Source organism: Actinoplanes sp. ATCC 53533 (assembly GCF_003947245.1).
On record NZ_QHHV01000107.1, the window covers coordinates 1 to 20,773 of the forward strand.

18 protein-coding genes are annotated in these 20,773 nt (G+C 69.9%); 10 read left to right on the forward strand and 8 right to left on the reverse strand.

The features are described from left to right. The coding region (locus DMB66_RS31690) for a transposase (protein ID WP_199752734.1) at nucleotides 1-434 on the forward strand (434 nt) is incomplete at its 5' end. 4 nt (nucleotides 435-438) lie between these two features. Beyond that, nucleotides 439-873 carry an NADAR family protein gene (locus tag DMB66_RS31695; RefSeq protein WP_125807795.1) on the forward strand — a complete coding sequence of 145 codons (435 nt, stop codon included), beginning with the start codon at nucleotides 439-441 and terminating at the stop codon, nucleotides 871-873. A gap of 51 nt (nucleotides 874-924) precedes the next feature. Here the strand turns inward: DMB66_RS31695 and DMB66_RS31700 are convergent, their stop codons facing one another. Beyond that, complete coding sequence (locus DMB66_RS31700) at nucleotides 925-2,148, reverse strand: Ig-like domain-containing protein (RefSeq protein ID WP_158647435.1); 1,224 nt, start codon at nucleotides 2,146-2,148, stop codon at nucleotides 925-927. A gap of 140 nt (nucleotides 2,149-2,288) precedes the next feature. After that, complete coding sequence (locus DMB66_RS31705; RefSeq protein ID WP_158647436.1) at nucleotides 2,289-5,276, reverse strand: fibronectin type III domain-containing protein; 2,988 nt, start codon at nucleotides 5,274-5,276, stop codon at nucleotides 2,289-2,291. Here DMB66_RS31705 and DMB66_RS31710 point away from each other — a divergent pair. Genes DMB66_RS31710 through DMB66_RS31720 form a run of 3 tightly spaced genes read left to right on the forward strand, consistent with a single transcriptional unit; the run spans nucleotide 5,275 to nucleotide 8,811 of the window. After that, complete coding sequence (locus tag DMB66_RS31710; protein WP_233624983.1) at nucleotides 5,275-7,755, forward strand: glycoside hydrolase domain-containing protein; 2,481 nt, start codon at nucleotides 5,275-5,277, stop codon at nucleotides 7,753-7,755. The two genes, DMB66_RS31705 and DMB66_RS31710, sit on opposite strands and share 2 nt — an antisense overlap. A gap of 29 nt (nucleotides 7,756-7,784) precedes the next feature. After that, a complete protein-coding gene (locus DMB66_RS31715; protein WP_125807798.1) occupies nucleotides 7,785-8,102 on the forward strand; it encodes a hypothetical protein in 318 nt (105 codons plus the stop codon). A 25-nt stretch (nucleotides 8,103-8,127) separates the two neighbouring features. Continuing rightward, nucleotides 8,128-8,811: a hypothetical protein gene (locus DMB66_RS31720; protein WP_125807799.1), complete on the forward strand. Its 684-nt coding sequence runs from the start codon at nucleotides 8,128-8,130 to the stop codon at nucleotides 8,809-8,811. 18 nt (nucleotides 8,812-8,829) lie between these two features. On the opposite strand, the gene DMB66_RS31725 is transcribed toward DMB66_RS31720, so the two are convergent. Continuing rightward, complete coding sequence (locus tag DMB66_RS31725) at nucleotides 8,830-10,359, reverse strand: RtcB family protein (protein WP_125807800.1); 1,530 nt, start codon at nucleotides 10,357-10,359, stop codon at nucleotides 8,830-8,832. 292 nt (nucleotides 10,360-10,651) lie between these two features. Between DMB66_RS31725 and DMB66_RS31730 the strand changes: the two genes are divergently transcribed. Together DMB66_RS31730 and DMB66_RS31735 are read left to right on the forward strand one after the other, a co-directional pair. Beyond that, nucleotides 10,652-11,797 carry a cytochrome P450 gene (locus tag DMB66_RS31730; RefSeq protein ID WP_125807801.1) on the forward strand — a complete coding sequence of 382 codons (1,146 nt, stop codon included), beginning with the start codon at nucleotides 10,652-10,654 and terminating at the stop codon, nucleotides 11,795-11,797. Between the two features lie 155 nt (nucleotides 11,798-11,952). Then, complete coding sequence (locus DMB66_RS31735; protein ID WP_125807802.1) at nucleotides 11,953-13,305, forward strand: cytochrome P450; 1,353 nt, start codon at nucleotides 11,953-11,955, stop codon at nucleotides 13,303-13,305. Between the two features lie 8 nt (nucleotides 13,306-13,313). On the opposite strand, the gene DMB66_RS31740 is transcribed toward DMB66_RS31735, so the two are convergent. The 4 genes from DMB66_RS31740 to DMB66_RS31755 all read right to left on the reverse strand — a co-directional run bounded on the left by DMB66_RS31740 (nucleotide 13,314) and on the right by DMB66_RS31755 (nucleotide 18,318). Further along, nucleotides 13,314-14,546, reverse strand: coding sequence for a M14 family metallopeptidase (locus tag DMB66_RS31740; protein ID WP_125807803.1), 1,233 nt, complete (start codon nucleotides 14,544-14,546; stop codon nucleotides 13,314-13,316). Then, nucleotides 14,543-14,860, reverse strand: coding sequence for a hypothetical protein (locus DMB66_RS31745; RefSeq protein ID WP_125807804.1), 318 nt, complete (start codon nucleotides 14,858-14,860; stop codon nucleotides 14,543-14,545). The genes DMB66_RS31740 and DMB66_RS31745 overlap by 4 nt, the downstream gene beginning before the upstream one ends. Nucleotides 14,861-14,998: 138 nt before the next feature. Beyond that, the gene (locus tag DMB66_RS31750; protein ID WP_125807805.1) at nucleotides 14,999-16,651 is read right to left on the reverse strand and encodes a tannase/feruloyl esterase family alpha/beta hydrolase; all 1,653 of its coding nucleotides are present in this window, start codon (nucleotides 16,649-16,651) and stop codon (nucleotides 14,999-15,001) included. An 86-nt stretch (nucleotides 16,652-16,737) separates the two neighbouring features. Then, a complete protein-coding gene (locus tag DMB66_RS31755) occupies nucleotides 16,738-18,318 on the reverse strand; it encodes a hypothetical protein (RefSeq protein ID WP_233624984.1) in 1,581 nt (526 codons plus the stop codon). Nucleotides 18,319-18,374: 56 nt separating this feature from the next. Here DMB66_RS31755 and DMB66_RS31760 point away from each other — a divergent pair, with 56 nt between their 5' ends. Genes DMB66_RS31760 through DMB66_RS31770 form a run of 3 tightly spaced genes read left to right on the forward strand, consistent with a single transcriptional unit; the run spans nucleotide 18,375 to nucleotide 20,223 of the window. Further along, nucleotides 18,375-18,815, forward strand: coding sequence for a histidine phosphatase family protein (locus tag DMB66_RS31760; protein WP_125807807.1), 441 nt, complete (start codon nucleotides 18,375-18,377; stop codon nucleotides 18,813-18,815). A gap of 28 nt (nucleotides 18,816-18,843) precedes the next feature. Continuing rightward, a complete protein-coding gene (locus DMB66_RS31765; RefSeq protein WP_125807808.1) occupies nucleotides 18,844-19,920 on the forward strand; it encodes a M4 family metallopeptidase in 1,077 nt (358 codons plus the stop codon). Next, the gene (locus DMB66_RS31770) at nucleotides 19,921-20,223 is read left to right on the forward strand and encodes a protealysin inhibitor emfourin (RefSeq protein ID WP_125807809.1); all 303 of its coding nucleotides are present in this window, start codon (nucleotides 19,921-19,923) and stop codon (nucleotides 20,221-20,223) included. A 17-nt stretch (nucleotides 20,224-20,240) separates the two neighbouring features. Here DMB66_RS31770 and DMB66_RS31775 read toward each other — a convergent pair whose 3' ends face one another. Next, nucleotides 20,241-20,690: a sel1 repeat family protein gene (locus DMB66_RS31775; RefSeq protein ID WP_125807810.1), complete on the reverse strand. Its 450-nt coding sequence runs from the start codon at nucleotides 20,688-20,690 to the stop codon at nucleotides 20,241-20,243. Nucleotides 20,691-20,773 lie beyond the last annotated feature (83 nt).

Below are 20,773 nucleotides of genomic sequence, written 5' to 3' on the forward strand. Positions count from 1 at the left end.
CCGCCCTCGAAGTCGCGACCGGGAAGATCACCGCGGACGCCTGCTACCAACGGCATCGCAACGGCGAGTTCCTCGCCTTCCTCAAACAAGTCGCCAAAGCCCACCCGAGGGTGAAGCTGCACGTCGTGTGCGACAACTACGGCACCCACAACCACCCGAACGTCAAAGCCTGGCTGGCCAAACACCCACGCATCACCATGCACTTCACCCCGACCAGCGCCTCCTGGATGAACATGGTCGAAGTCTTCTTCGGGATCATCACCCGCCAGGCCATCCGCCGCGGCACCTTCGCCAGCGTGCCCGACCTGATCGGCGCGATCCGCGCGTTCATCGACGCCTACAACCAGCGCTGCGAACCGTTCCGCTGGACCAAGACCGCCGACCAGATCCTCACCAAAGCCAACCCGAAAAAGACTTCAGACACGCGACACTAGACCGATGCCCATCAACTTCTACACGCCCAGATTCTACGTCTTCAATAACTTTTCCGCACACGCCATTGAGTTTCGAGGCAAGCTTTACCCGACCTGCGAACATGCATACCAGGCCACAAAATGTACCGATCTCGTTGGCCAGGAGGAAATTCGCCGTGCTCGCAGTCCTCTTGAGGCAAAGGCCCTGGCCAACGAAACGTATAAGGCCGCCAAAGACCCCGACTGGGAACGCAAAAAAGTAGAAGTTGTGGAGGAAATCCTCAGGGCTAAGCTCGCGCAACACGCCGAGGCCAGGGACGCCTTGCGGGACACCGGTTGCGAGGAAATCGTTGAGGATTCACCAACCGACTACTTCTGGGGCGAAGGCGTGGACGGCTCCGGACGAAACGTGCTCGGCAAACTCTGGATGAAACTGCGCGCCGAGACGCTATTCGTCTAGAGTCCACGGCGTCCGGCCAGTCCGGTACCCGCTGCCGCGTCCCATAGCGGGTCAGCGGCGGTAGGTGCGTTTGCTGCTGTTCTTGAGGTTGCCGGCTTTGTCGTAGGCGCGAAGGTGCACGGTGAATTTCTTGCCGTACTTCTTCGGGTTGATGGTGAAGCGGTAGCCGGCTTTGCTGTCGGTGGCGACGACTTTGCCGTTGACCAGCATCTGGACCCGGGCGATGCCGTAGCGGTCGGCGGCCTTGGCGGTTATCGGGAAGCTTCGGCTCACCCGGGCTTTGTTCTTGGGTGCCTTCGCGAACGTCACCGTGGGCGCATGGTTGTCCAGGGTCACGGTGCGTTTGATCGTGGTGGTGTTGCCGGCCCGGTCGAAGGCCGTGCACTGCACCACCTTCCGGCCGTCGGGAATCCCGCGGGTGTCGACCCTCGCGACCTTCGGCGCCGCGGGTTCGCTGGAGTACCAGGTGCCGGCGAATCCCACCTCCAAGGAGCCGATACCTGATGCGTCGCGTACTCCACTGGCGGTGAAGGACACGGTGCCGCGCACGTGCGCCCCGGACGCGGGCGTGATGGTGAAGGCGGGCGGGACGTTGTCGACGAGCACCGCGCGGCGGTATTCGGCGACGTTGCCGGCGGTGTCGCGGGCGCGGACCGCGAGCGTGGCCGGCCCGTTGATCGCGTTGCGGTCCCAGTGCAGCAGGGTGGTGGAGGCGGCGGAGGAGTCGATGATCTTGTCGTCGGCGAGCAGGTCGATCCTGGTAATGCGGGACTTGTCCGCGGCCTCGACGTAGATCTCACCGCCGGCGCGGATGTAGCCGTTCTGGTAGACCCGCAGCGTCGGTGCGGTGTGGTCCACCGAGGAACTGAAGGTCGCGTCGAAGATGTGGCCGGTTTGGTCGTAGGAGCGCGCGGTCAGCCGGACCGGTGCCTCGGGCAGGGTGCTGGGGTCCCAGGTGATCGTCCAGGGCTGCTCGGTGGTCGTGCCGACCAGGACACCGTCGGCCAGCAGGTCGATGCGGGCGAGACCATGCTCGGCCGCGGCGGCGTAGGCCTTGTCGCTGGTCAGCGGGTAGCCGACGGTGTCGGTCATCAGGAAGAACTGCACCGTCGTCGGACCGTGGTAGGCGCTACGGCCGTTCCAGATGTCGACCCAGACCGTCGGGTCGGCGGTGCTGTCGGCGCCAGCCGGACTCGCCGCACCAACAGCGATCAGCGTCGCCGACGCCAGTGTCGCGATCCCACGACGGATGGTGCGCCCGGTCTTCCCCGTCATGCGATTCTCCAAGATCGTCGATGCGCCGACAGCGTAGGCGCTCGCACAGCCACCTGTCTGCCCCATGCGGACCCTCCCGCGCCTTGGATACAGCGAGGTGGGCGCCCCGACGAATGCCGGGGCGCCCACCTCGGGTGGTGCTACTTCTGGGCCGCGCTCGGCGAGTGCTTGTCGACCAGGGCCTGCTGCTTCGCGTTCGGCTTGACCACCGCGGCCGGGGCCGCCGGCGGGTCCGATTTTCCGCTCAGATACAGGGCCAGGTTCTGGGCCAGGTGACCCGCTGTCGTGCTCTCCATCCAGCCCGGGTCCAGCCAGTTGATGTCCATCAGCAGGGCCAGTCGTCCCTTGCCGGTGACGTCGTCCGGTCCCCATGCGGCCGCGATCGGGGTCGTGGCGGTCGAGGCCAGGACGTTGGCCGGTGGCACGTTCGCCAGCCCGCCTGCCGCGGCGACCGTCCACGTCGGCACGGCGAACGGCTTCGTGGCGAGGCCGCCCGGCGCACCGGCGTTGACCTCCACCGGTCCGACGGCGCCGTCCGGGTCGCCGAGCCCGCCGACCTGCAGGTCCGTTGCCGACGGGACCAGCTGCTTGATCAGGGTCGAGTCGGCGGCGTTGATCGACTCGCAGCAGGGCCGTTCCCCGGTCAGGTAGGCGCCGCGGCCGCTCTTGACGAACTCCGCCAGGTTGCCCAGGTCCTCAGCGGACAGTGGGGTGGTGCTGACGTTCCAGATCTGGCCGTACCCGGACAGGTCCGCTGGCAAGGCGTCGTGCTTGTAGACGGCGACGGAATACCCGGCCGCCTTCAGCTGGTCGTCGAGCCAGTCCGCGCCGGCCGTACTGCCGTAGTCGCCCGTGCCCACGATCAGCACGTCGGCCTTCGCCGGCAGCGGGTCCGGATTCGGATCCGGGTCGGGTTCCTTCGCGGTGACTTCGACGTCGACCGTGGCCTTCGTCTCCGGCTTCAGGCCGTTGGCCGGGCTCGTCGCCGTGATCGGGTAGACGCCGGCGGTGTCCGGCGCCGTGTAGACGCCGGCGGGCGTGATGCTGCCGCCGCCCGACGCGACCGACCAGTTCACGGTCTGCACCGGCGACCGGGACACGGTCGCGGTGAACGTCAGTGTCCCGCCGGCCGTTACCGTCGCCGGGTCCGGCGCGATCGTCACGCCCATGAACGGCCCCGACTGATACAGCAGCAGGCTGAAGGGGACCAGCGGATCCCTGGACCAGTCAGCGATCCGCTTACCCACCAGCGAGAGCTGGAATCCGGCGCCGATCGAGCCGCTGGTCCGCAACGTCACGAAATGGTCGGCCTGGATGTCGGCCTTGAGGTCGATCAGCTGCACCGTGATCTGCACGTACGGGCCGGCGACGCCGTAGAGCATCAGGCTCAGCCGTACCTTCGGGCCGACGCTGAACGCCGCCGAAGCGAACACCGTCGGCGGCTGGAACGAGGTCGTCCGGGTGTTCACCGGCCGGGCGGTCACCCGCGAGTCCCGGCTCGTGATGTCGACGCCCGACCGGGTGGTCTCGCTGACCGACGTGGTGATCCCGGCGCTGATCGTGCCGGACGCCTCGAGTGTCAGCTCCAGGCGCGGCACGATGACGGCCGGGACCGGTCCGACGGCGAACCGGATCGGCACGAAGTCGATCTGCCCCAGCTTGACGCTCGTCGAGATCGTCTTGCTGATCTCGGCGGTCAGTGCGGCCTGGCGCTGGACCTCGACCTCGGCGTTGAAGTGAGTGTCGGTGTGGAAGCAGCAGCGCACCGACGCGTCGAACGACACGTGTGGGGTGATCGTCTGCGAGCCGCTCAGCGTGATGCTCTTGCTGCCCTGCTTGGCGAGATCGAGGTCGAGGGAGACGGTCAGAGACGGCGCGCCCTTGGCGACGCCCTTGGGCGCGACCATGCGTACGCCGTCCCGGGCCGGCTTGAACTCGTCCACGTCGGCGGCGTCCAACTCAGCCGCCATCGCGACCCCGCCGTCGGTGAGCGCGTCGTCGAGGGACGCCTCGGCGGTCGTCACCGTGGTCTTGCCCGAATCGGTGCCGGCCGAGACGACCTTGCGCAGCAGGCCCTGCGGCGTCCTGTCGCTGACGTCGGCGACGATGACGTTGCCGGCGGTGAGCTTGCGGACCTGCTCCGGGGCGTCGGTGAAGATCAGCGTCTGGTCGGAGGTGACCTCGGACAGCGCGGCCAGCGACTCCGGTGAGAGGACGACGGTTCCGACGGCGACGGTGACGTCGGGCCGGGTGGCGGCGGTCGCCGTGCCGGGCCCGCGGCCCTTGGCGTTGCGGGCGCGGACCGTGAAGACGTAGGCCGTCCCGGACCGCAGGCCCTTGACGTCGATGGCGGTCCCACTCGTCTTGGCGACGGCGCCACCCGGACTGGAGACGACCTCGTAGCCGGTGATCGGCGAACCGCCGTCGTCGCCCGGCTCCCACGAGACGTGGACGACGCCCTTGCCGGCCGCCGCGGCCCGCACCGACGCGGGCGCCTCCGGCGGGCCGATCTGCGGTGTGGCAGCGGGGGTCCGCTCCGAGTCAGGTCCCCGGCCGACGGCGTTCACGGCCGCGACCACGGCCCGGTAGCGGCCGCCGTTGGTCAGCCCGGTCAACGTCGCGGTCCGTACGTCCCCGCCCACGGTCAGCTCGGAGTCCCCGGGCCGGACCAGCACGCGGTACCCCGTGACCGGACTCCGCCCGTCGCTGGCCGGGGCCTTCCACGTCACCGTCAACCGCGTGTTGCCGCCGGTCGCCCGCACGGCCCGCGGCTTTCCCGGTACGGAAGCCGGCAGCGGAGTCACCACCTCGGAAGGCCGGCTCCGGGCGCCCGTACCCGCGGCAGTGATCGCGGCGACCACGAACGAGTACCGGCGACCGTTCTTCAGCCCACCGACGTGGACACTGGTCACCGCTGTCGTGGTGACGCTGGCGCCGCCGGGGGACGCCGTCACGACGTACCCGGTGATGCTGGAACCGCCGGTGCTGGCCGGCGCCCGCCAACTCACATCGGCTGACGCGTCACCCGGATGAGCGACCACCCTCGTCGGCGCCGAGGGCGGCCGCGCGGTCGCGGCGTCGGCGGCGGCCGTCGCCCAGGCGAGCCCCAGGATCAGGGTCAACGCCATGGACGCGGCGAGTGATGTCTTCTTTATCGACCACGTTCGCAAGATCTTCCTCCCCAGGTCGCCGGGAATCGTCCCGAGCATGAGGCTCAACCGGGAGGAAGTGACGTCGGTGATGGCCCGAACGGGGCCGAAGGTTCGCCGTCCGTCCATGTTCCGGCACCGCTCAAACCCTTCTACCCTGCCGATCGACAGGGGTTGTACATTGACGAATCGCAAGACCCACTGCGCTGCCGAGCGTCCGCGCCGCGTGAGCAGGTCACCACTCGCAGAAAGATCACAGATGGCTGATGAGATGGTCCTCCGGGCTCAGCGATTCATCAACGAGACGTATGCCAACGGCGCCACTCTCGGGATATCGAAGCTGAAGGAGGACGGCCAGACCGGCTGGTCCGTGATGTACGCCCTGACCCGGGCGCTGCAGTACGAGATGGGCATCACCGGCCTGTCGGACACCTTCGGTCCCACCACGCTGTCCACCCTTCAGACGAAGTTCCCGCGGCTGAACGCGGCAACCGTGCCGTCGTGGGCCTTCGGTTGCATTATCCAATCGGCCCTGTACTGCAAGGGTTACGACGGCGGCGGGATCGACGGCACCTACAACGACCGCGTGCAGGCCGCCGTCACGAGCCTCAAGCAGGACATGGGCGTCGGCAGCGCGTTCTCGGGCAGCTCCCTTGAGCCCAAGGTGGTCAAGGCACTGCTCAACATGGACGCCTACGTGACCGTCAACAGCGGGTCGGAGGGGATCCGCTCCATCCAGCAGTGGCTCAACGGCCGGTACATCAACCGCAGAGACTTCTTCGTCATCCCCTGCGACGGCCACCACTCCCGGGACGTGGCCAAGTCGATGCTGTTCGCCGTCCAGTACGAGTTGGGTATGGCCGACGGCACCGCGAACGGTGTGTTCGGGCCCGGCACTCAAGCCGGCCTGAAGACCCATACCGTCTCCCTCGGCACCACCGGCACCTGGGCTCAACTGTTCACTGCGGCGATGCGGCTCAACGGGCGGGATGTCGCCTTCGGGAATTTCACCGCTGAGATTCAGGCCGCTGTGGAGAGCTTCCAGTTCTTCGCGAAGCTGCCGGTCACCGGCACCGGCAACTTCGCGACGTGGGCGTCGTTGCTCGTGTCGTACGGCGACCAGACGCGCAGCGGCGAGGCATGCGACGGAGTCACGAAAATCACGTCGGCGCGAGCGCAGGCGTTGAAGACCGCCGGCTACAAGTACATCGGCCGGTATCTCTACAACCCGTCCTCGACGAGCCTGCCCGAGAAGCAGATCCAGCCGGGCGAGCTCGACACGATCAAGGCCGCCGGGCTCCGCTGCTTCCCGATCTACCAGACCTACTCCCGGTCGGCGGACTACTTCAGTTACAACCAGGGCTGCGCCGACGCCTACAGCGCCATCGAATGGGCCCGGTTCCACGGTTTCAAGCCGGGGTCGATCATCTACTTCGCGGTTGATTACGACGCCATGGACGCCGAGGTCAGCCAATACATCATGCCGCACTTCCGGGGGGTCTACGAGACCCTGGGTGAGCTCTCCAACTACGAGGTCGGCATCTACGGCCCGCGCAACGTGTGCCAGCGGGTCTCCACCGCGGGATACGCGTCGACCTCGTTCGTGTCCGACATGTCGTCCGGGTTCTCCGGCAACCTCGGCTACCCGCTGCCGACGAACTGGGCCTTCGACCAGATCGTCACCAAGACGATCGGTTCCGGCGCCGGGGCGATCGAGATCGACAACAACATCGCCTCCGGTCGCGACATCGGCCAGGACGATTTCGACCCGGCACCCGTGACCGACGGGCTGGACGTCGACTTCGACCAGACCACCTACCGGTCGGCGCTGCTCAGGGACATCCAGACCTATCTGACCTCGATCGGCGTTCCGGAGACCGGCGGCGAGGGGTGGGTCGACAAGGACTGGGTCACCTGGGACGTCATCACGACCACCGAGGCCTTCGACGTGGTCATGAAATACGACCAGCTGTTCACGAATCTGGCCCGCGCCTTGAAGCTCCGCAAGGCGCTCGTTCAGGCGCCGGTGCTGTGGGAGCTGCGCAAGCTCTGGGCGCAGGATGCCGTGACCGACGAAGCCGTACGGCAAGGGGTGCTGGACGACTGCAGCACCGGTCTGGGACAGATCTTCGCCTGGGTGGCGCTCGACGCCCGCAACTACTGCATCGAGCAGGGCATCATCAACGGGACGGTGCTGAACGACGGCTTCCGGCGGGCGATCTGGGACAAGCTTCAGGACCCGGTCTACAACATCTCCTCGGCGGCCTATGTGACGATCTACAACGCGTACCAGATCAACCTGCCCCGTCCGTCGTTCACCACCAGCCTGGCCGACTCGCAGAAGATTCTGGCCCGGTACAACGGCACCAACGATGCCGCGCAGAAGTACGGGGAGGAACTGGTGGGGCTGTACAACGTACTGGAGAACTACAACGCGCTCAGCCGCGCCGCGCAATAGCCGGAAGGCCGGCCGTGAAGGGCATAGGCATGCGAAAGTTGTGGCTCGCCGTCGGCGTGAACCTGGTGCTCGGCGTCCCTGCCGTCGTTCCGATCTTCCTGGGTTGGTACTTCCTGGTGAACGGACCGCTGGCGGCTCTCGGATGGACGCAGCCGGACCCCGACGAGAACGAGGGGATGCTCCCGATGGTGATCTTCATCGTGCCGATCCTCTGCCTGTCCGGCTCGATCTGGGGCCTGGTCAACTGGTGGTTGCGCCGGAAGGTCGCGGTGCCCGCAGCCCAGTACTGGCCCGCATGCCTGGCCGCTTCCTTCGTGCCGTTCCTCGCCCTTTTCGGCCTGCTCTGACCAATCCAGGAAGGAATACAGAGGAATGAGTTTCCCGATAACCCGGCGGTCCATCGGAAAAACCGGTGTTCTTGCCGGCCTGGCCGCCGCTGTCAGCTCGGTTCTGCCCGCCGTCTCCGCCCGGGCCGCCGAACGTCGCGCCCCGAAACGCCCCGGCACCTCGGCCAACGGGTGGACGTTCCAGGCGAACGCGGACCTCGACTCCCAGGTGTGGACCCGGCCCGTGGCCGGCACCGGCCTGAGCGTGCCGGTGTGGATCGGTGACGTCGAGGCGATCCTGCTGCACGTCGCGCGCCGGTTCCACTACGAGATCGAACAGATCCAGCCGGCCGACCTGACCGGCTGGCGACCGGTCGGCGACATCGACAAAGACCTGCCGGAGTCCAATCTGGCCTCCGGCACCGCGATCCGCATCCGTCCGGGGTCCCGGGCGAAGGGCGGATTCTTCCCGCTGCAAGAACTGGTGTTGCGCGACATCCTCGCGGACTGCGAGGGCGTCGTGCGATGGGGCGGCGACGACCAGGAGGTGGACGAGTCGCTCTTCTCCATCGCGCTCGGCCCCCGAAACAAGCGGGTACGGACGCTCGCCGACAAGTTCCGCGGCTGGGAGACGGCGCCCGGCGAGGGCGCCGGGGTGAACGTGGACTTCCTGGCCCCGTCCCGGCGTGCCCGCGCCACCACCCTGGCCCGGGCCCAGCGCAGGCGCTGATCGACGAGGTGTGGCCCGCTATCCCTTGACGGTGAGGAGCGGCTGGAGCTCTGCGACCGGCTGGGCCACCTGGGCGTGGCGCAGGCTGTCGACGACCGGGCCGACGTTCTTGTACGCCCACGGCGCTTCCTGCTTGAGGTCGCGGCGCCACGCCTCGATGATGTCGCGGCGAGCAGCCACGGTCGGGTCGCGGTGATTGAGCGGGGTGACGACCCGAAACTCACGCAGGAAGGCGTCGAGGTCGGCGTCGCTGCCACGGGCCGCCGCGCCGCGGGCGATGCTGCGACCCGCGCCGTGGCAGGCGCTGCCGAGCGCGCGGGCATTGCCCAGCCCGCGCAGCAGATAGCTGGGCGCGCCCATCGACCCGGGCACGATGACCGGCTCGCCCCACAACTCGGGGGGCCGGTGCTCGTGGTCGATGACGCCGCCGGCCGGGGTGGCGCCCTTGCGGTGCACGACCGTACCGTCGTCGCCCGGCCAGAGCAGGTTGTGCGGGGCGTCGTAGACCAACTTGGCGGTGACGTCCCCGGCGACGCCGGCCAGTCCGGCGCGCAGCATCAAGGCCATGAAGAACCGGTTGCCCAGCGCGAAGTTCGCCGCGTTGGCGAAGGCGGTCAGATACCGTTCCCGCTGCGGCGCGCTGCGTTCGTCGAGCAACATCGGCAGAATTCGGTTGGCGGGCGTGGGCACGCCCCGCGGCCATGCCGCCCGCGCCTGGTCCAGGCCGGTGGCGTTGGCCTGGTGGCCCAACGACAGCGATCCGCTGTGCACCATCAGCACCACCTGGCCGGGCACCAGACCCCAGGCGTACGCGGCGGGACCGTCGTGGATCGCGGTGACGTACTGCAGTTCGGCGAAGTGGTTCCCGCCGCCGACGCTGCCGATGATGCTGTCGTAGCTCGTCCCGCCGCCGCTGGTGATCCAGTCACGGAACGCGTCCGCCGAGGCGACCGGGTATCCGGCGGCGTGGTAGCGCCCGCGAAACTCGACGGTGTCGTCCGGGCCGACCTGCCGCCACGCGCCGTCCGTGGTGGCCGGGACACCCTCGGCCAGCAGCCCGGGTATCCCGTCACGCAGCAGGCCTTCGCGGTGCGCGGCGGTCAGGCCGATCCGGCGGCCGCCCTCGAAGAACAGGTGCCGTAGCCGCTGCTCGAGCTTGTCCAGGTGCGGACGCACCTGCTCGACCCGCAACGAGGTGGCCTCCACCCGCATTCCGCAGTTGATGTCGTTGCCGACCGCCTGCGGAATCAACGCACCCACCGTTTTCAGTACGGTGCCGATCGGGATGCCGGCACCCTTGTGAAAGTCCGGAGTGCACACCACCTTGTCGATCCGGGGTTCCACCTCGAGGCCGGGCGTGGCCTCGGCCAGCACCCGCAGTGTCCGGGCGGTGTCCAGCACGGTGAGGAGCTCGTCGATGGCCGCCGGCTCAAGCGGCACATCCGGGCCGGCGCAGATCTCCACCGGCACGTTCGCGGGGTTGGGCAGGGTGAGCCAGGAATCGTCGGTGCGGACCAGACGTGGATCCGGTCGCTTGGGCAATGGCATGTGAGACCTTTCCTGGCTGCCGGGGGTGCCTGACGGTTCAGCAGCCGCGAGGTCAAGGTCACCGTAACCGGCTGATGATGCCGGCCGCGACCGAGATTCCGGCCGCCGAGGCCACTCCCGGACGAGCGATACCCGGTGGTGAATACGTCCCACACCCGACAGCCGCGCAACTCGTCCACGGCGTACCGGCCCGATAAATTGGGCCCGGATCCGCAAGCCACACCGCGGCCGCAAGGCCGGTTCGTCGTACGTTCCGCTGCCCCGGAACAGCCGATGTCAGGAGGCCTACCGCATGCCGCCACGCACCCGGAATCTCGACCTGCTAGCTCATCTCGAGCAACAGCGCGACCAGCACGGTGGCGTGTTTCCACGGCCCGGCGGCGGGGTCTACGTGGCCGATCCGGCGCTCGCGCGGGCCGTGCTCGGCAACGCCGGCGGCGACTTCCGCGAGCACTCCGACTTCTTCAAACTCCGCTCCGGCACCTTCGGACCCCGCTCGGCGCAGCTCAGCATCGGGCGCGCGGCCCGGCGGTTGCTGCAACGGCATGCCGAGGCCCACTCCGCCGGGTTGCCGGAGCTGATCGAGCGGCGCCTGGCACCGGTCAGTTCGTGGCCCGACGCCGGCAACCGCATGCTGCTCGAGTTCGGCCACGAGGCGCTGGTCGGTGCCGACCCGTCCGTGGCGCTGCGGGAGACCGTCCACGCCGTGGTCGAGCGGGCCGTGCTCGCCGGCGCCCGCGACCGGCACTCCCGGCTGGCGCGCGCCGCGTTCCGGGCGAAGGTGATGCGGGTCCTGAGCGCGGAGATCGCGGCACGCCGGGCCCGGCCGGCCGGCGGCGAGCCCGGCGACCTGCTCGACGTCGTGGCCGGTGGCGCCGCCGTCGACGCCACCGACCGCGACCTGGCCGAGGTCTACCTCTCCTGCCTGTTCGCGCTCGTCGGCTCGGTCGGCTTCCTGCTCGGCTGGTCGGTGTACCTGTTGGGAACCGCCGGCCCCGCCGCTGCGGCGGCTGCACCGGCCTGGGTGGTCCGCGAGGCGTTGCGCCTGTGGCCGGTGGCCTGGCTGTTCGCCCGGCGGCCGGAGCGCGCGCTGGAGCTCGGCGGCACCGCCGTCACGCGATCGGACGAGGTCGTCGTCTGCGGATACCTGGTGCACCGCGATCCCGACCAGTGGAGCGACCCGCACGAGTTCCGCCCGCAACGGTGGGCGACCGCGTCCGGGCGGGAGGCGTTCGTCCCGTTCGGCTGGGGACCGCACTCCTGCGTCGCCGCGGGTTTCTCGTTGCTGCTGGTCGAGAAGATCGTCGAGATCATCGTCTCGGCGTACCGGATCGAGGTCACCGCCCCGGACCCACGCCCGCAGGTGGCCGCGGCGCTCGCACCGCCCGGCTTCACCCTCACCCTGACCCCCTCCCGAAACAGCACCGAGAGGAGGTGACACGAGATGACCAAGATCGTCAGTGCGGTGCGCAGGGCGTTGAACTACTACGGCTCCGACCGCAACTACATCTGGTACCTGTACCACAACATCTAGGTCGCTCGTGGGGAGCGGGCCAGGGGCCCGCTCCCTCACCACCCCTCACCGGAGTATCGATGACAACCTCGGCACCGCGAGACCCGGACCTGCTGCGCGAGCTACGGGAGCCCAGCGCGGCGGCCGGCGGCGTGTTCTGGCGCGGGAACCACCAGCTCATGGTGTTCGACCCGGACGCCGCGGCGACAGCCCACGCCGACAACTTCGCCGACCTCACCATGCCGGACCGGCTCGTCGACCTGCTGCGCCGCCGCACCAGCACGCCGGTGTCCTGGAAGACCGTCCGCACCGCCTGGCTGGGCCAGCTGCGCCAACTGTCCGGGGAATCCGGGCTGGCCGCACTCGACAGCCGGATGGCCGAGGTCTTGCACGCCCGTGCCGGTCAGCACGTGGACCTGCCGTGGCTCGCCCACGAGGTGAGCTTCCGGTCGCTGCTGCCGGTGGTGATCGACGGGCTTTCCGCCCGGGACGAGGCGCTGATCATCGAGGACGCTCTGATCAAACTGAACCGGCTGATGCGCCCGCCGAGCGACGACGCGCCACTGTGGCGTTCCCCCCGCCGGCTCTCCATCGCGCTGCGGGCCGGGCTGGTGATCCGCCGGGAGTTGCGCCGCCGGGCCCGTCGCCGGGCGCTGCCGCGCCCGGACCTCACCGAACCGATCGCCACCGAGTTGCTGGATTCGCTCGGCATGGACCGGGCGCTGCACTCGGTGGCGGCGGCGCTCACGGCCATCGCCGGCCCACCGGGTGCGACCGCCGCCAACGTGATGTACGCGCTGGTCGCCTACCCGCAGTGGGCGCAGCGGCTGACCGCCGAGTTCGCCGGGCTCAGCGCCGAGGAGCTGTACCGCACCGGCACGCGCTGCGCTCCGGTCGCCCACCGGTTCGTCAAGGAGGTCCTGCGCATGTGGACCTCCCCGACGATGCTGACCCGCAGCGCGCGTACGCCGATCCGGGTCGCCGGGCACGCCCTCGATGTCGGGCAGCACTACATTCTCAGCCCGACGATGGCGCACCACGATCCGCGGCACTGGCCCGATCCGGAGGTCTTCGACCCCGACCGCTGGCTGCCCGGCGCCGCCACCGGCCCCACCGGCGGGCAGCACTACGTGCCGTTCGGGTGGGCGCCGACCGCCTGCGTCGGGGCCGGGTTGGGAACCATGGCGGCGGTGCTGCTGTGCCGCCTGTTCTGCACGACGTTCCGCATCGAAGCGAGCCACCCCGAGTCGCTCCGGGTCGCCGTCGCGGCCATCGCGCTGCCGCTGGACTTCGACGGCCGGATCACGCTGCGCGAGCGGGCGAACGCCGGCCAGCCGGCCGGCTTCGACCCGGGCGTGCCGGATCCGGCCGCCGGCCGGCTGTTCGACCCGTACGTGAGCCTCGGCGACAGCCCTCGCCGCGACCGGGCCTGAGGCTGCTGCTACTTCTTCTTCGCGGCGACGTCGACGGCTACCGGGGTCGTCACGATGGGGGACCCGGTGCCGGAGGCCGGTGTGTCGGGGTCGTGGAACGGGCCGCCGGAGGGCGGTCCGGTCGGCTTGTCGCCGGCGGGCTTGTCGCCGGGCTCGGCCGGTACGGTCGCCGGCGCGGCGAGACACAGCCCGATCAGCCCGGCACTGACGTCCTGGATGATGTTCTGCATCTCTGCCATCGGCGCCACGAATTGCTGGCCGAACTCGACGGTGAACGAATACACCTTCTGCCTGCCGGGATAGACGAAGTGGCGGGAGAACGTGTAGTCGTCCGACGCCCCGGCGGTGGGGTAGAGGTCAAAGGAGGGCTTCGGCGTGTACGCCCTGTTCCGCACCGGCAGCACGGCGGCGCAGAACGCCTGCGCCAGGTTCTGCCCGACGGTCAGGTCGGCCTGCGCGATGTATTCGCCGTAGGTCGGATCGTTGGCCAGCCCGCGTTGCCCGTCCCAGGCGGCGTTCCGGAAGTTCTGGGTCGGCGTGGTGGTCTGGTTCTTGTCGTTGCCCCAGCTGTACATGATGGTGTCCCCGTAGCTGTGCACGTCGACGAACCAACGGGTGCGCGCGTGGGCGTCGAGCAGCCACTGCACGTTCCTCGTCTCCGGCTCGGAGAACGCGTGGGGGCCCTGGTAGGTCTCGTGGTCACAGGGGTCGTCGGTGACCATGACCTCGGAGTCGACATCGAACGCGGTGCGGTAGTCGAAGAGGAAGTCGAAGTTGCGGTTGATGTCCACACCCGAGCAGTCCTCGTGGTGCACGCAGTAGTCGGGATTGCGGTTCTTCCGCCACATGTACTCGCCACCGGGCCGCTGGCTGTGGTGGCGTCCGTCCGGGTTCGCCAGCGGGAAGACGACGATGTGCAGGGTGTCGAGCATGGTCCGGATCTGCTGAGCGCTGAACACCATCCCGCCGTACGTCAGGCCGGAGTTCGCCTGGTACGCCCGGAGCAGGTCGATGGCGAAGTTGAGCAGGATCTCGCAGCTGCCCCATTCCCGGGCGTGCACACCGCCGAGGAGCACCACCGCGTTGCGGGAGCCCACCGCACCGCCACCAAGCCGGATCGCGTGGCTGGTGCGCCCCTCCTCGGTCTGATGCGGCAGGGTGATGAGCTGGCTGGTGCCGGGGAACAGAGCAGCCAGGTTGACCACCACGTTGTCGACGCCCTGAACGTTGAGGTAGGTCATTTCGCGCCTCCCGTGAGTTTGCCGAGGCCCTTCGGGAGTGTGCCCGGCTCCCGGTAGAGCTGCTCGTCCGCGATCTCGGCCCGCCTGGCCTCGCCGACCTCCGTCTCGTCCGCGATGATCGTCATCTCGACCGGCAGGGACCGGAGTGTCCGCATCTGGTCGGGGTTCGCGTACACGTCGATGCCGGTCTCGCCGCTCTGTCCGCGGCGGAACGGGCCGCCCACCGGTAACCGGTGTTCCTTGAGAATCTCGCGAAGCGTCTGTGAATCTCTGGCGGTGATGTGAGCTCGGGTGATGTTTCCGTTGGCCGTCATGGATGCCTCCTCGCCGCCAGATTCCCGGCCGCGCGGGCCGGGATCTGCCAGCTGTCCGACAATGAACAGCACCTGCGGAAAGGGCCGAACCCTCGGAGCCCGGGTCAGAACGCCACCCCGGAAGCACGGGACCGTTCCCTAGGGTGAGACCGGTCCCGGCGGCCCGGCGTAGAGGCCGGCGCCGACCCAGTCGATGACATCGTTCGGCCGCTGCCGGGGCGCCGCCGGGACGAAGTTGTTCGCGTCGTCGACGCTGCCGCTGCCGTCATAGCGGGCCCGCAGCGGATATGGGAACACCGGCCGTGACCGGACGACCGGGCCTTGCGGCTCGGTGCGCCCGACGGCGACGACCCGGTCGGGTGCGGCGCCGTGCTCGGTCCACCGGACCAGCTCCGGAAGCGGGTCGAACTCGGTCAGCGCGGAGCCGTCGGCGCAGTGGTACATCGTCGGCACCATGAAGACCCTCGCGTACTGCTGGGTCTGCCGCAGGCTGCCGTCGCGCTGCCAGAGCCGCTGGTAGTAGTCGAGCGTGCCGACCGGCGGGATCGCCGAGTCGGCCCAGCCGTGCCAGATGACGAGCTTGCCGCCGGCGCGGCGGAACCGGCTCAGGTCGAGGCTCATCGCGTTGCCCTTGGCGCCCTCGGGGGCCAGCCGGTGAAACTCCGCGGTGGTGAACCGGAAGTCGGCCAGCGACGAGTGCGGCGTGCCGACGGGGTAGCCGAGGTAGCGCAGGTAGTTGTCGCTGAGCTGGGCGGCGATGCCACCGCCGAGCTCGGGCACCGGCACCACCCACGCGAACCAGGCCAGCTCCGAACCGTAGGGCTCGCCACCCGGATACAGCCGCCGACCGGCCGCGTCGGTCGGCCCGGCGTAGAGCTTGTGGACGGTGCGGACCTGGGCCGGGGTGAGGCAGTCGGGCCGGTCGGCGCCTGCCGGGCAGGCGAGCGCGGCCGGGTCGTAGCGGCACGCGCGGGGGTCGGCGAGCTGGCCGTCGACGAGCCCGTCGAGGTCGTCGCACGCCGCGACGACCGCCGCGTGCAGGGCCGGCAGCTTGTCGCCGGTGAGGATCGGCGTCCCGTCGGCGGCGGTGTTGGCGCGGGCGACCCACGTCTCGAAGACGCCGGCGAGAGGCGCGATCGGGAAGGCCGGCGCGCCGGCGGCGATGCCGTCGAAGTCGGTCGGGTAGCGCTGGGCGAGCAGCAGGCCCTCCCGGCCTCCGTTGGAGCAGCCGGTGAAGTAGGAGCGGCGCGGCGGCGAGCCGTAGTACGTCGCGATGAGGCGCTTGGCCGCCTGCGACACCACGTGCGGCGCGCGGAAGGTCCAGTCGTCGCGCGCGGCCTGGTTGTCGGCGCCCCAGCGCCCGTCGAGGTTGGCCAGGACGCCGCCGCCGACGTGTCCGTCGTCGGTGGCCCCGACCGCCATGTCGGCGCCGGGCCGGCCCCCGCAGGTGGGGAAGGCCGGCGCGTCGAGCTGACCGCAGAAGCCGCCGCAGCCGTACTGGAGGTAGCGCCCGGCGAATGTGCTGGTCGGCAGCCGTAGCTGGAACCGCACCGCCGGGTCGATGATCCCGCGCACGTCGCAGTGCGCCGGCTCGGTGGCGGCGGCTGGCACCGGGGTCGCGACGGTGACGTGGGCGACGCCGCTCGGCAAGGCGAAGTCGCCGACCAGCGATGCGCACTCACGCACCGGCCGGATCGTGCCGTTGCTCGCGGCGGCGGCCGGACCGGCCGGGACCAGGATTGCCGTCAATGCCGTCAATGCCGTCAGCGCGAAGCCGATCCGCCGTCGCATGCCGTATCCCCTTCGGCGTCGAGTGACACGTATCAGACGGGAGCCTATCCATTGTCAATGATCAATGTGGCCCCGCCGGCGATTCACTAGCGCAGGTGGAAGACCTCGCCCCGTGGGGTGAAGGGAAGCCGGGCGCCGAGCGGGACGAGAAAGGCGTGCTTACGCCGGACGCGGAGCACGTCGCACTCGCCGTCGGTGATGACCAGCAGCGGGCCGTCCGCCGGGAAGTCGGGCGCTCGCTCCAGCAGGTCGATCGCGGGCTGCAGGACCGTGCCGCCGCGGCCGCGCACCCGCACCCGGCCGGCGATCTCGTCGACCGGCAGGTAGCCCGCGTCGTACGCGGCCGCGTCGCAGAACACCACCCGGGCGGCGGGCACGTCGCGAGCCGTCGCGTACGACGCGATCGCGCCCAGTGCCTTGCCCATCAGCTCGTGGTTCATCGAGCCGGAGGTGTCCACGACGACGCCGAACGTGCAGCGCCGGATCTCCTCCTCCGGGGTGTGCCAGCCGGGCCGGGGGATGTCCGGCGTGCTGGCCTGGCGGCGGGACGGGCGAGCGTACGTGCGCCGCCGCTCGGGCGCCGGCACGTGCTCGTCGAACCAGCGTGCCAGCTTGACGTCCCACGGCAGCGGAGGCTGGTCCAGCACTCGGATCTCCGCGACCAGGCCGGCGGGCAGCAGGCCGCGCCCGGCGCCCAGGTGGTAGGCGTACCCGGTCAGCAGCGCCCGCCGGTAGTAGTCGTCCAGGTCGACGCCGCCGGACCGCGGCCCGTGCCACGGCAGCGGCTCGCCCAGCAGGTCGCCGCGGCCGGTCCCGCGGAGGGTGGCGAGCTTGCGCATCCGCCGCAGGTCCCGCGCGATCCGGTCGTAGACGTCCTCGGCCGACGCGCCGGCCAGCTCCGGGTCGTACAGCAAGCCCTCCGGCATCGTGCCGACGGCCATCTCCACCAGCCAGCCGTTGACCACGTAGTCGCCGGCCACGTTCCACAGCTGCGGCTCGCGGGGGCCGACCCGGTCGCCGTGCCGCAGCGCGGCGTGCAGCATCTCGTGCGCCAGCACGAACCGCCACTCCGGTTCGGACATGGAGCGCAGCGGGTTGACGTAGATCTCGCCGGCCGCGGGGGAGACCGCGGCGATCGCGATGTCCCAGCCGCGGGCCAGCTCCGGGTCGGCGACCACGGTGAACCGGGCGGCCAGCGCGCCGAGCAACGGGTACGAGCCGACGAACCAGCTCAGCGCGCGCTCCCACGGCTTGCGCCGGGCCGCCGGGTCGGTGAGCGACGTGCGTGCGCCGCCGGCCACCTCGACGGCGGAGGTCGCCGCGGCGGCGAGCCCGATCGCGAACCGCTCCGGCCAGTTCGGCTCGCGGCCCGGTGCGGCGGGCACCGGCGCCGGGTCCAGATCGGGCGTGCCCGCGCCGCACCCGGCGAACTCGGCCGGCACGCCCGCCCGCCGCCACTCGCGCAGCAACAGGTCCTCGTCGGAGCTGGGCAAATCGGTCGGGAACAGGGCCGGTTCCCGGCCCAGCTTCACGGCCCGCTGAAAGCGGGTGACGACCAGGCAGGCGACCTCGAGGTACGCCGGATCGCGTCCCGCCGCCGGCTCGAGATGGCCGAAGCCGATGAGGCACGCCCCGGTGAGTGTCTGAATCAGGACTTCTTCCTTCACCGGCGAAAAGATCACTGAGAGTATCGACAATCTCACCGCAGGCGAACGGGGGGCACGTGGTCACGATCTTGTTGGTCCGGCACGCGGACATCGATCTTCCGCGGGTCACGAGGGACCCGTCGCTGAACGACGCCGGGCGGCAGCGTGCCCAGGCGCTCGCGCACGTCGTGGCCTCGGCTGTGGTGACCACGGCGTTCACCTCCTCGTTCAGGCGCACCAAGGAGACGGTGGGGCCGGCCCTCGAGGTGCTCGGGATCGGCGCGCGGGAGATGCCTGCCCCGGTCACCGTCGCGCGGGAGGCCCGCGCCGGGACGCTCGGCGCCGTCGTGCTGATCGCCGGCCACAGCGACACCGTCCCCGAGGTGATCGCCGCGCTGGGTGTGCCGTCGCCGCCCGTCATCGGCGAAACCCAGTTCGACAACCTGTTCGTCGTGACCCTCGCCGAGCCCACCGGCGCGAGCCTGCTGGCGCTGAAGTACGCGAACCCGTCTGCTTGAAACGCATCGACCGGATCCGAGGTGTCCCGTGCCCACCAGCCACCGACTCAGCTGCATCACCCCGCCGTTCATCCTGACCCGGCTCCTCGACAGCGACAACGAGGCCATCCGCCAGGCCGCCCTGGCCACTCTGCTCACCACCGCCCAGTTGCGCGGCGAGCGCGAGGTGCGCGGGCTGATCGCGGGGGCCCTGGCCGCGCCCGACGACGGGCGCCGGAGCATCTTCGACTGCGAGCAGGGGACCTTCCTGCCGCGCGCCACGCTGATCCGCTCGGAGGACGACGAGCCCGCCGCCGATCAGTCGGTCAACCGGGCCTTCGACGGCTTCGGCGCGACCCGGACCTTCTACCGCGACGTGCTCCAGCGAAACTCCATCGACGGCCGCGGCATGCGCCTGCAGGGATACGTCCACCGTGGACGCAACTACAACAACGCCTTCTGGGACGGCCAGGAGATGGTCTTCGGCGACGGCGACGGACAGGTCTTCAGCGACTTCACCGGCTCGCTCGACGTGATCGCGCACGAGCTCGCGCACGGCGTCACCGAGCACACCGCCGGCCTGGAATACCGCACCCAGTCCGGCGCGCTCAACGAGTCGATGTCCGACGTCGCCGGGTCGATGGTGAAGCAGTGGAGTCTCCAGCAGCCGGCCGATCAGGCGGACTGGCTGATCGGGGCCGAGGTGTTCACGCCGCACATCGACGCCGACGCGCTGCGGTCGATGAAGGCGCCGGGCACGGCGTTCGACAACAAGGTGTTCGGCAAGGACCCGCAGCCCGACCACATGGACCGCTTTGTCAACCTGCCCGACACCGACGAGGGGGACAATGGCGGGGTGCACATCAACTCGGGCATCCCGAACAAGGCGTTCTACCTGGTGTCGGTCGGCATCGGCGGCAATTCCTGGGAGGCGCCGGGGCACATCTGGTACGAGTCGATGAAGGCGTCGAACCCGAACACCCAGTTCCAGGACTTCGCCGACACCACGTTCCACAAGGCCGACGAGCTGTACGGCGCGGGCAGCCCCGAGCAGCAGGCCGTCAGCGCGGCGTGGGCCGAGGTGGGTGTCCAGGTGACCACGTCGCCGCGCTGCGGGCGCCGCTAGATGCGGGTAGCCCTGGCGACCCACGGCGGGCAGGCGGCCGCGCTCAACCTGCGGCTGCCACCCCGCGTGCTGGAGTCCGACAGGCTGTCGCCCGAGGCGGCCGGGGAGCTGCGCAGCCTGGTGGCGGCCGCGAGCGCGGAAAACGACGGTACGAGGCGACCCGGGTCGGCCCGGGACGCGATGAGCTACACGATCACGGTCGACGACGGCGCGCGCTCGGCCATGCTCACCGGCTCCGACACCGCGATGTCACCGGCCTTCGGCGCCCTGCTGAGCTGGATCGAGCGGCACGCCACCAGCTGATCCGGATGCGCCCGGGCTCAGAGCGGGTTCTTGCCGTCCATGTTCAGGGCGCTGCCGGGGCGGAAGAAACGCTTGGCGACGAAGTGACCGTGCTCGGCCGCCATCCGGAACCACGGCTCCGATGCCGCGAGGCCGTCACGATCCTCGACCAGGCGGCCCATGTCCCACATCGCCTCGACGTGGCCGGCGTCGGCGGCGGCGCGCAGCTGGCGTTCGGCCTCGTCGAGGTCGCCACGGACCTTCGCCAGCGCCCCGAGCGTGTACATCCCGCGGGGGTCCCCGGCGGCCGCGGCCGCCTCCACCTCCGCCATGGACCGGAACTTCCGGCGCCGGGTCAGGTATCCCCGCACCAGCAGAAGCATGCCGACTGCCCAGCAGATCCAGCCGATGGTCCGGGCAGTGCCGCTGTCGGCGTTGTAGCCGTAGAGAGTGAGCCCGGCCCCGATCAGGAGGAGAAGGACAGCCATGGACTCACTATCAACGATGTCTCGTGAACTCGACAAGAGCGGAATCGCCCGAGCCCGGCCGTCGGCAGGACGGCTCAGCCATC

Coding starts and splice junctions, on each gene's coding strand:
- DMB66_RS31735 (WP_125807802.1), top strand. CDS start 11,953: ATGACAACCTCGGCACCGCGAGACCCGGACCTGCTGCGCGAGCTACGG.
- DMB66_RS31750 (WP_125807805.1), bottom strand. CDS start 16,651: ATGCGACGGCGGATCGGCTTCGCGCTGACGGCATTGACGGCATTGACG.
- DMB66_RS31705 (WP_158647436.1), bottom strand. CDS start 5,276: ATGGCGTTGACCCTGATCCTGGGGCTCGCCTGGGCGACGGCCGCCGCC.
- DMB66_RS31725 (WP_125807800.1), bottom strand. CDS start 10,359: ATGCCATTGCCCAAGCGACCGGATCCACGTCTGGTCCGCACCGACGAT.
- DMB66_RS31695 (WP_125807795.1), top strand. CDS start 439: ATGCCCATCAACTTCTACACGCCCAGATTCTACGTCTTCAATAACTTT.
- DMB66_RS31715 (WP_125807798.1), top strand. CDS start 7,785: ATGCGAAAGTTGTGGCTCGCCGTCGGCGTGAACCTGGTGCTCGGCGTC.
- DMB66_RS31740 (WP_125807803.1), bottom strand. CDS start 14,546: ATGACCTACCTCAACGTTCAGGGCGTCGACAACGTGGTGGTCAACCTG.
- DMB66_RS31720 (WP_125807799.1), top strand. CDS start 8,128: ATGAGTTTCCCGATAACCCGGCGGTCCATCGGAAAAACCGGTGTTCTT.
- DMB66_RS31700 (WP_158647435.1), bottom strand. CDS start 2,148: ATGACGGGGAAGACCGGGCGCACCATCCGTCGTGGGATCGCGACACTG.
- DMB66_RS31710 (WP_233624983.1), top strand. CDS start 5,275: ATGGACGCGGCGAGTGATGTCTTCTTTATCGACCACGTTCGCAAGATC.
- DMB66_RS31770 (WP_125807809.1), top strand. CDS start 19,921: ATGCGGGTAGCCCTGGCGACCCACGGCGGGCAGGCGGCCGCGCTCAAC.
- DMB66_RS31730 (WP_125807801.1), top strand. CDS start 10,652: ATGCCGCCACGCACCCGGAATCTCGACCTGCTAGCTCATCTCGAGCAA.
- DMB66_RS31745 (WP_125807804.1), bottom strand. CDS start 14,860: ATGACGGCCAACGGAAACATCACCCGAGCTCACATCACCGCCAGAGAT.
- DMB66_RS31775 (WP_125807810.1), bottom strand. CDS start 20,690: ATGGCTGTCCTTCTCCTCCTGATCGGGGCCGGGCTCACTCTCTACGGC.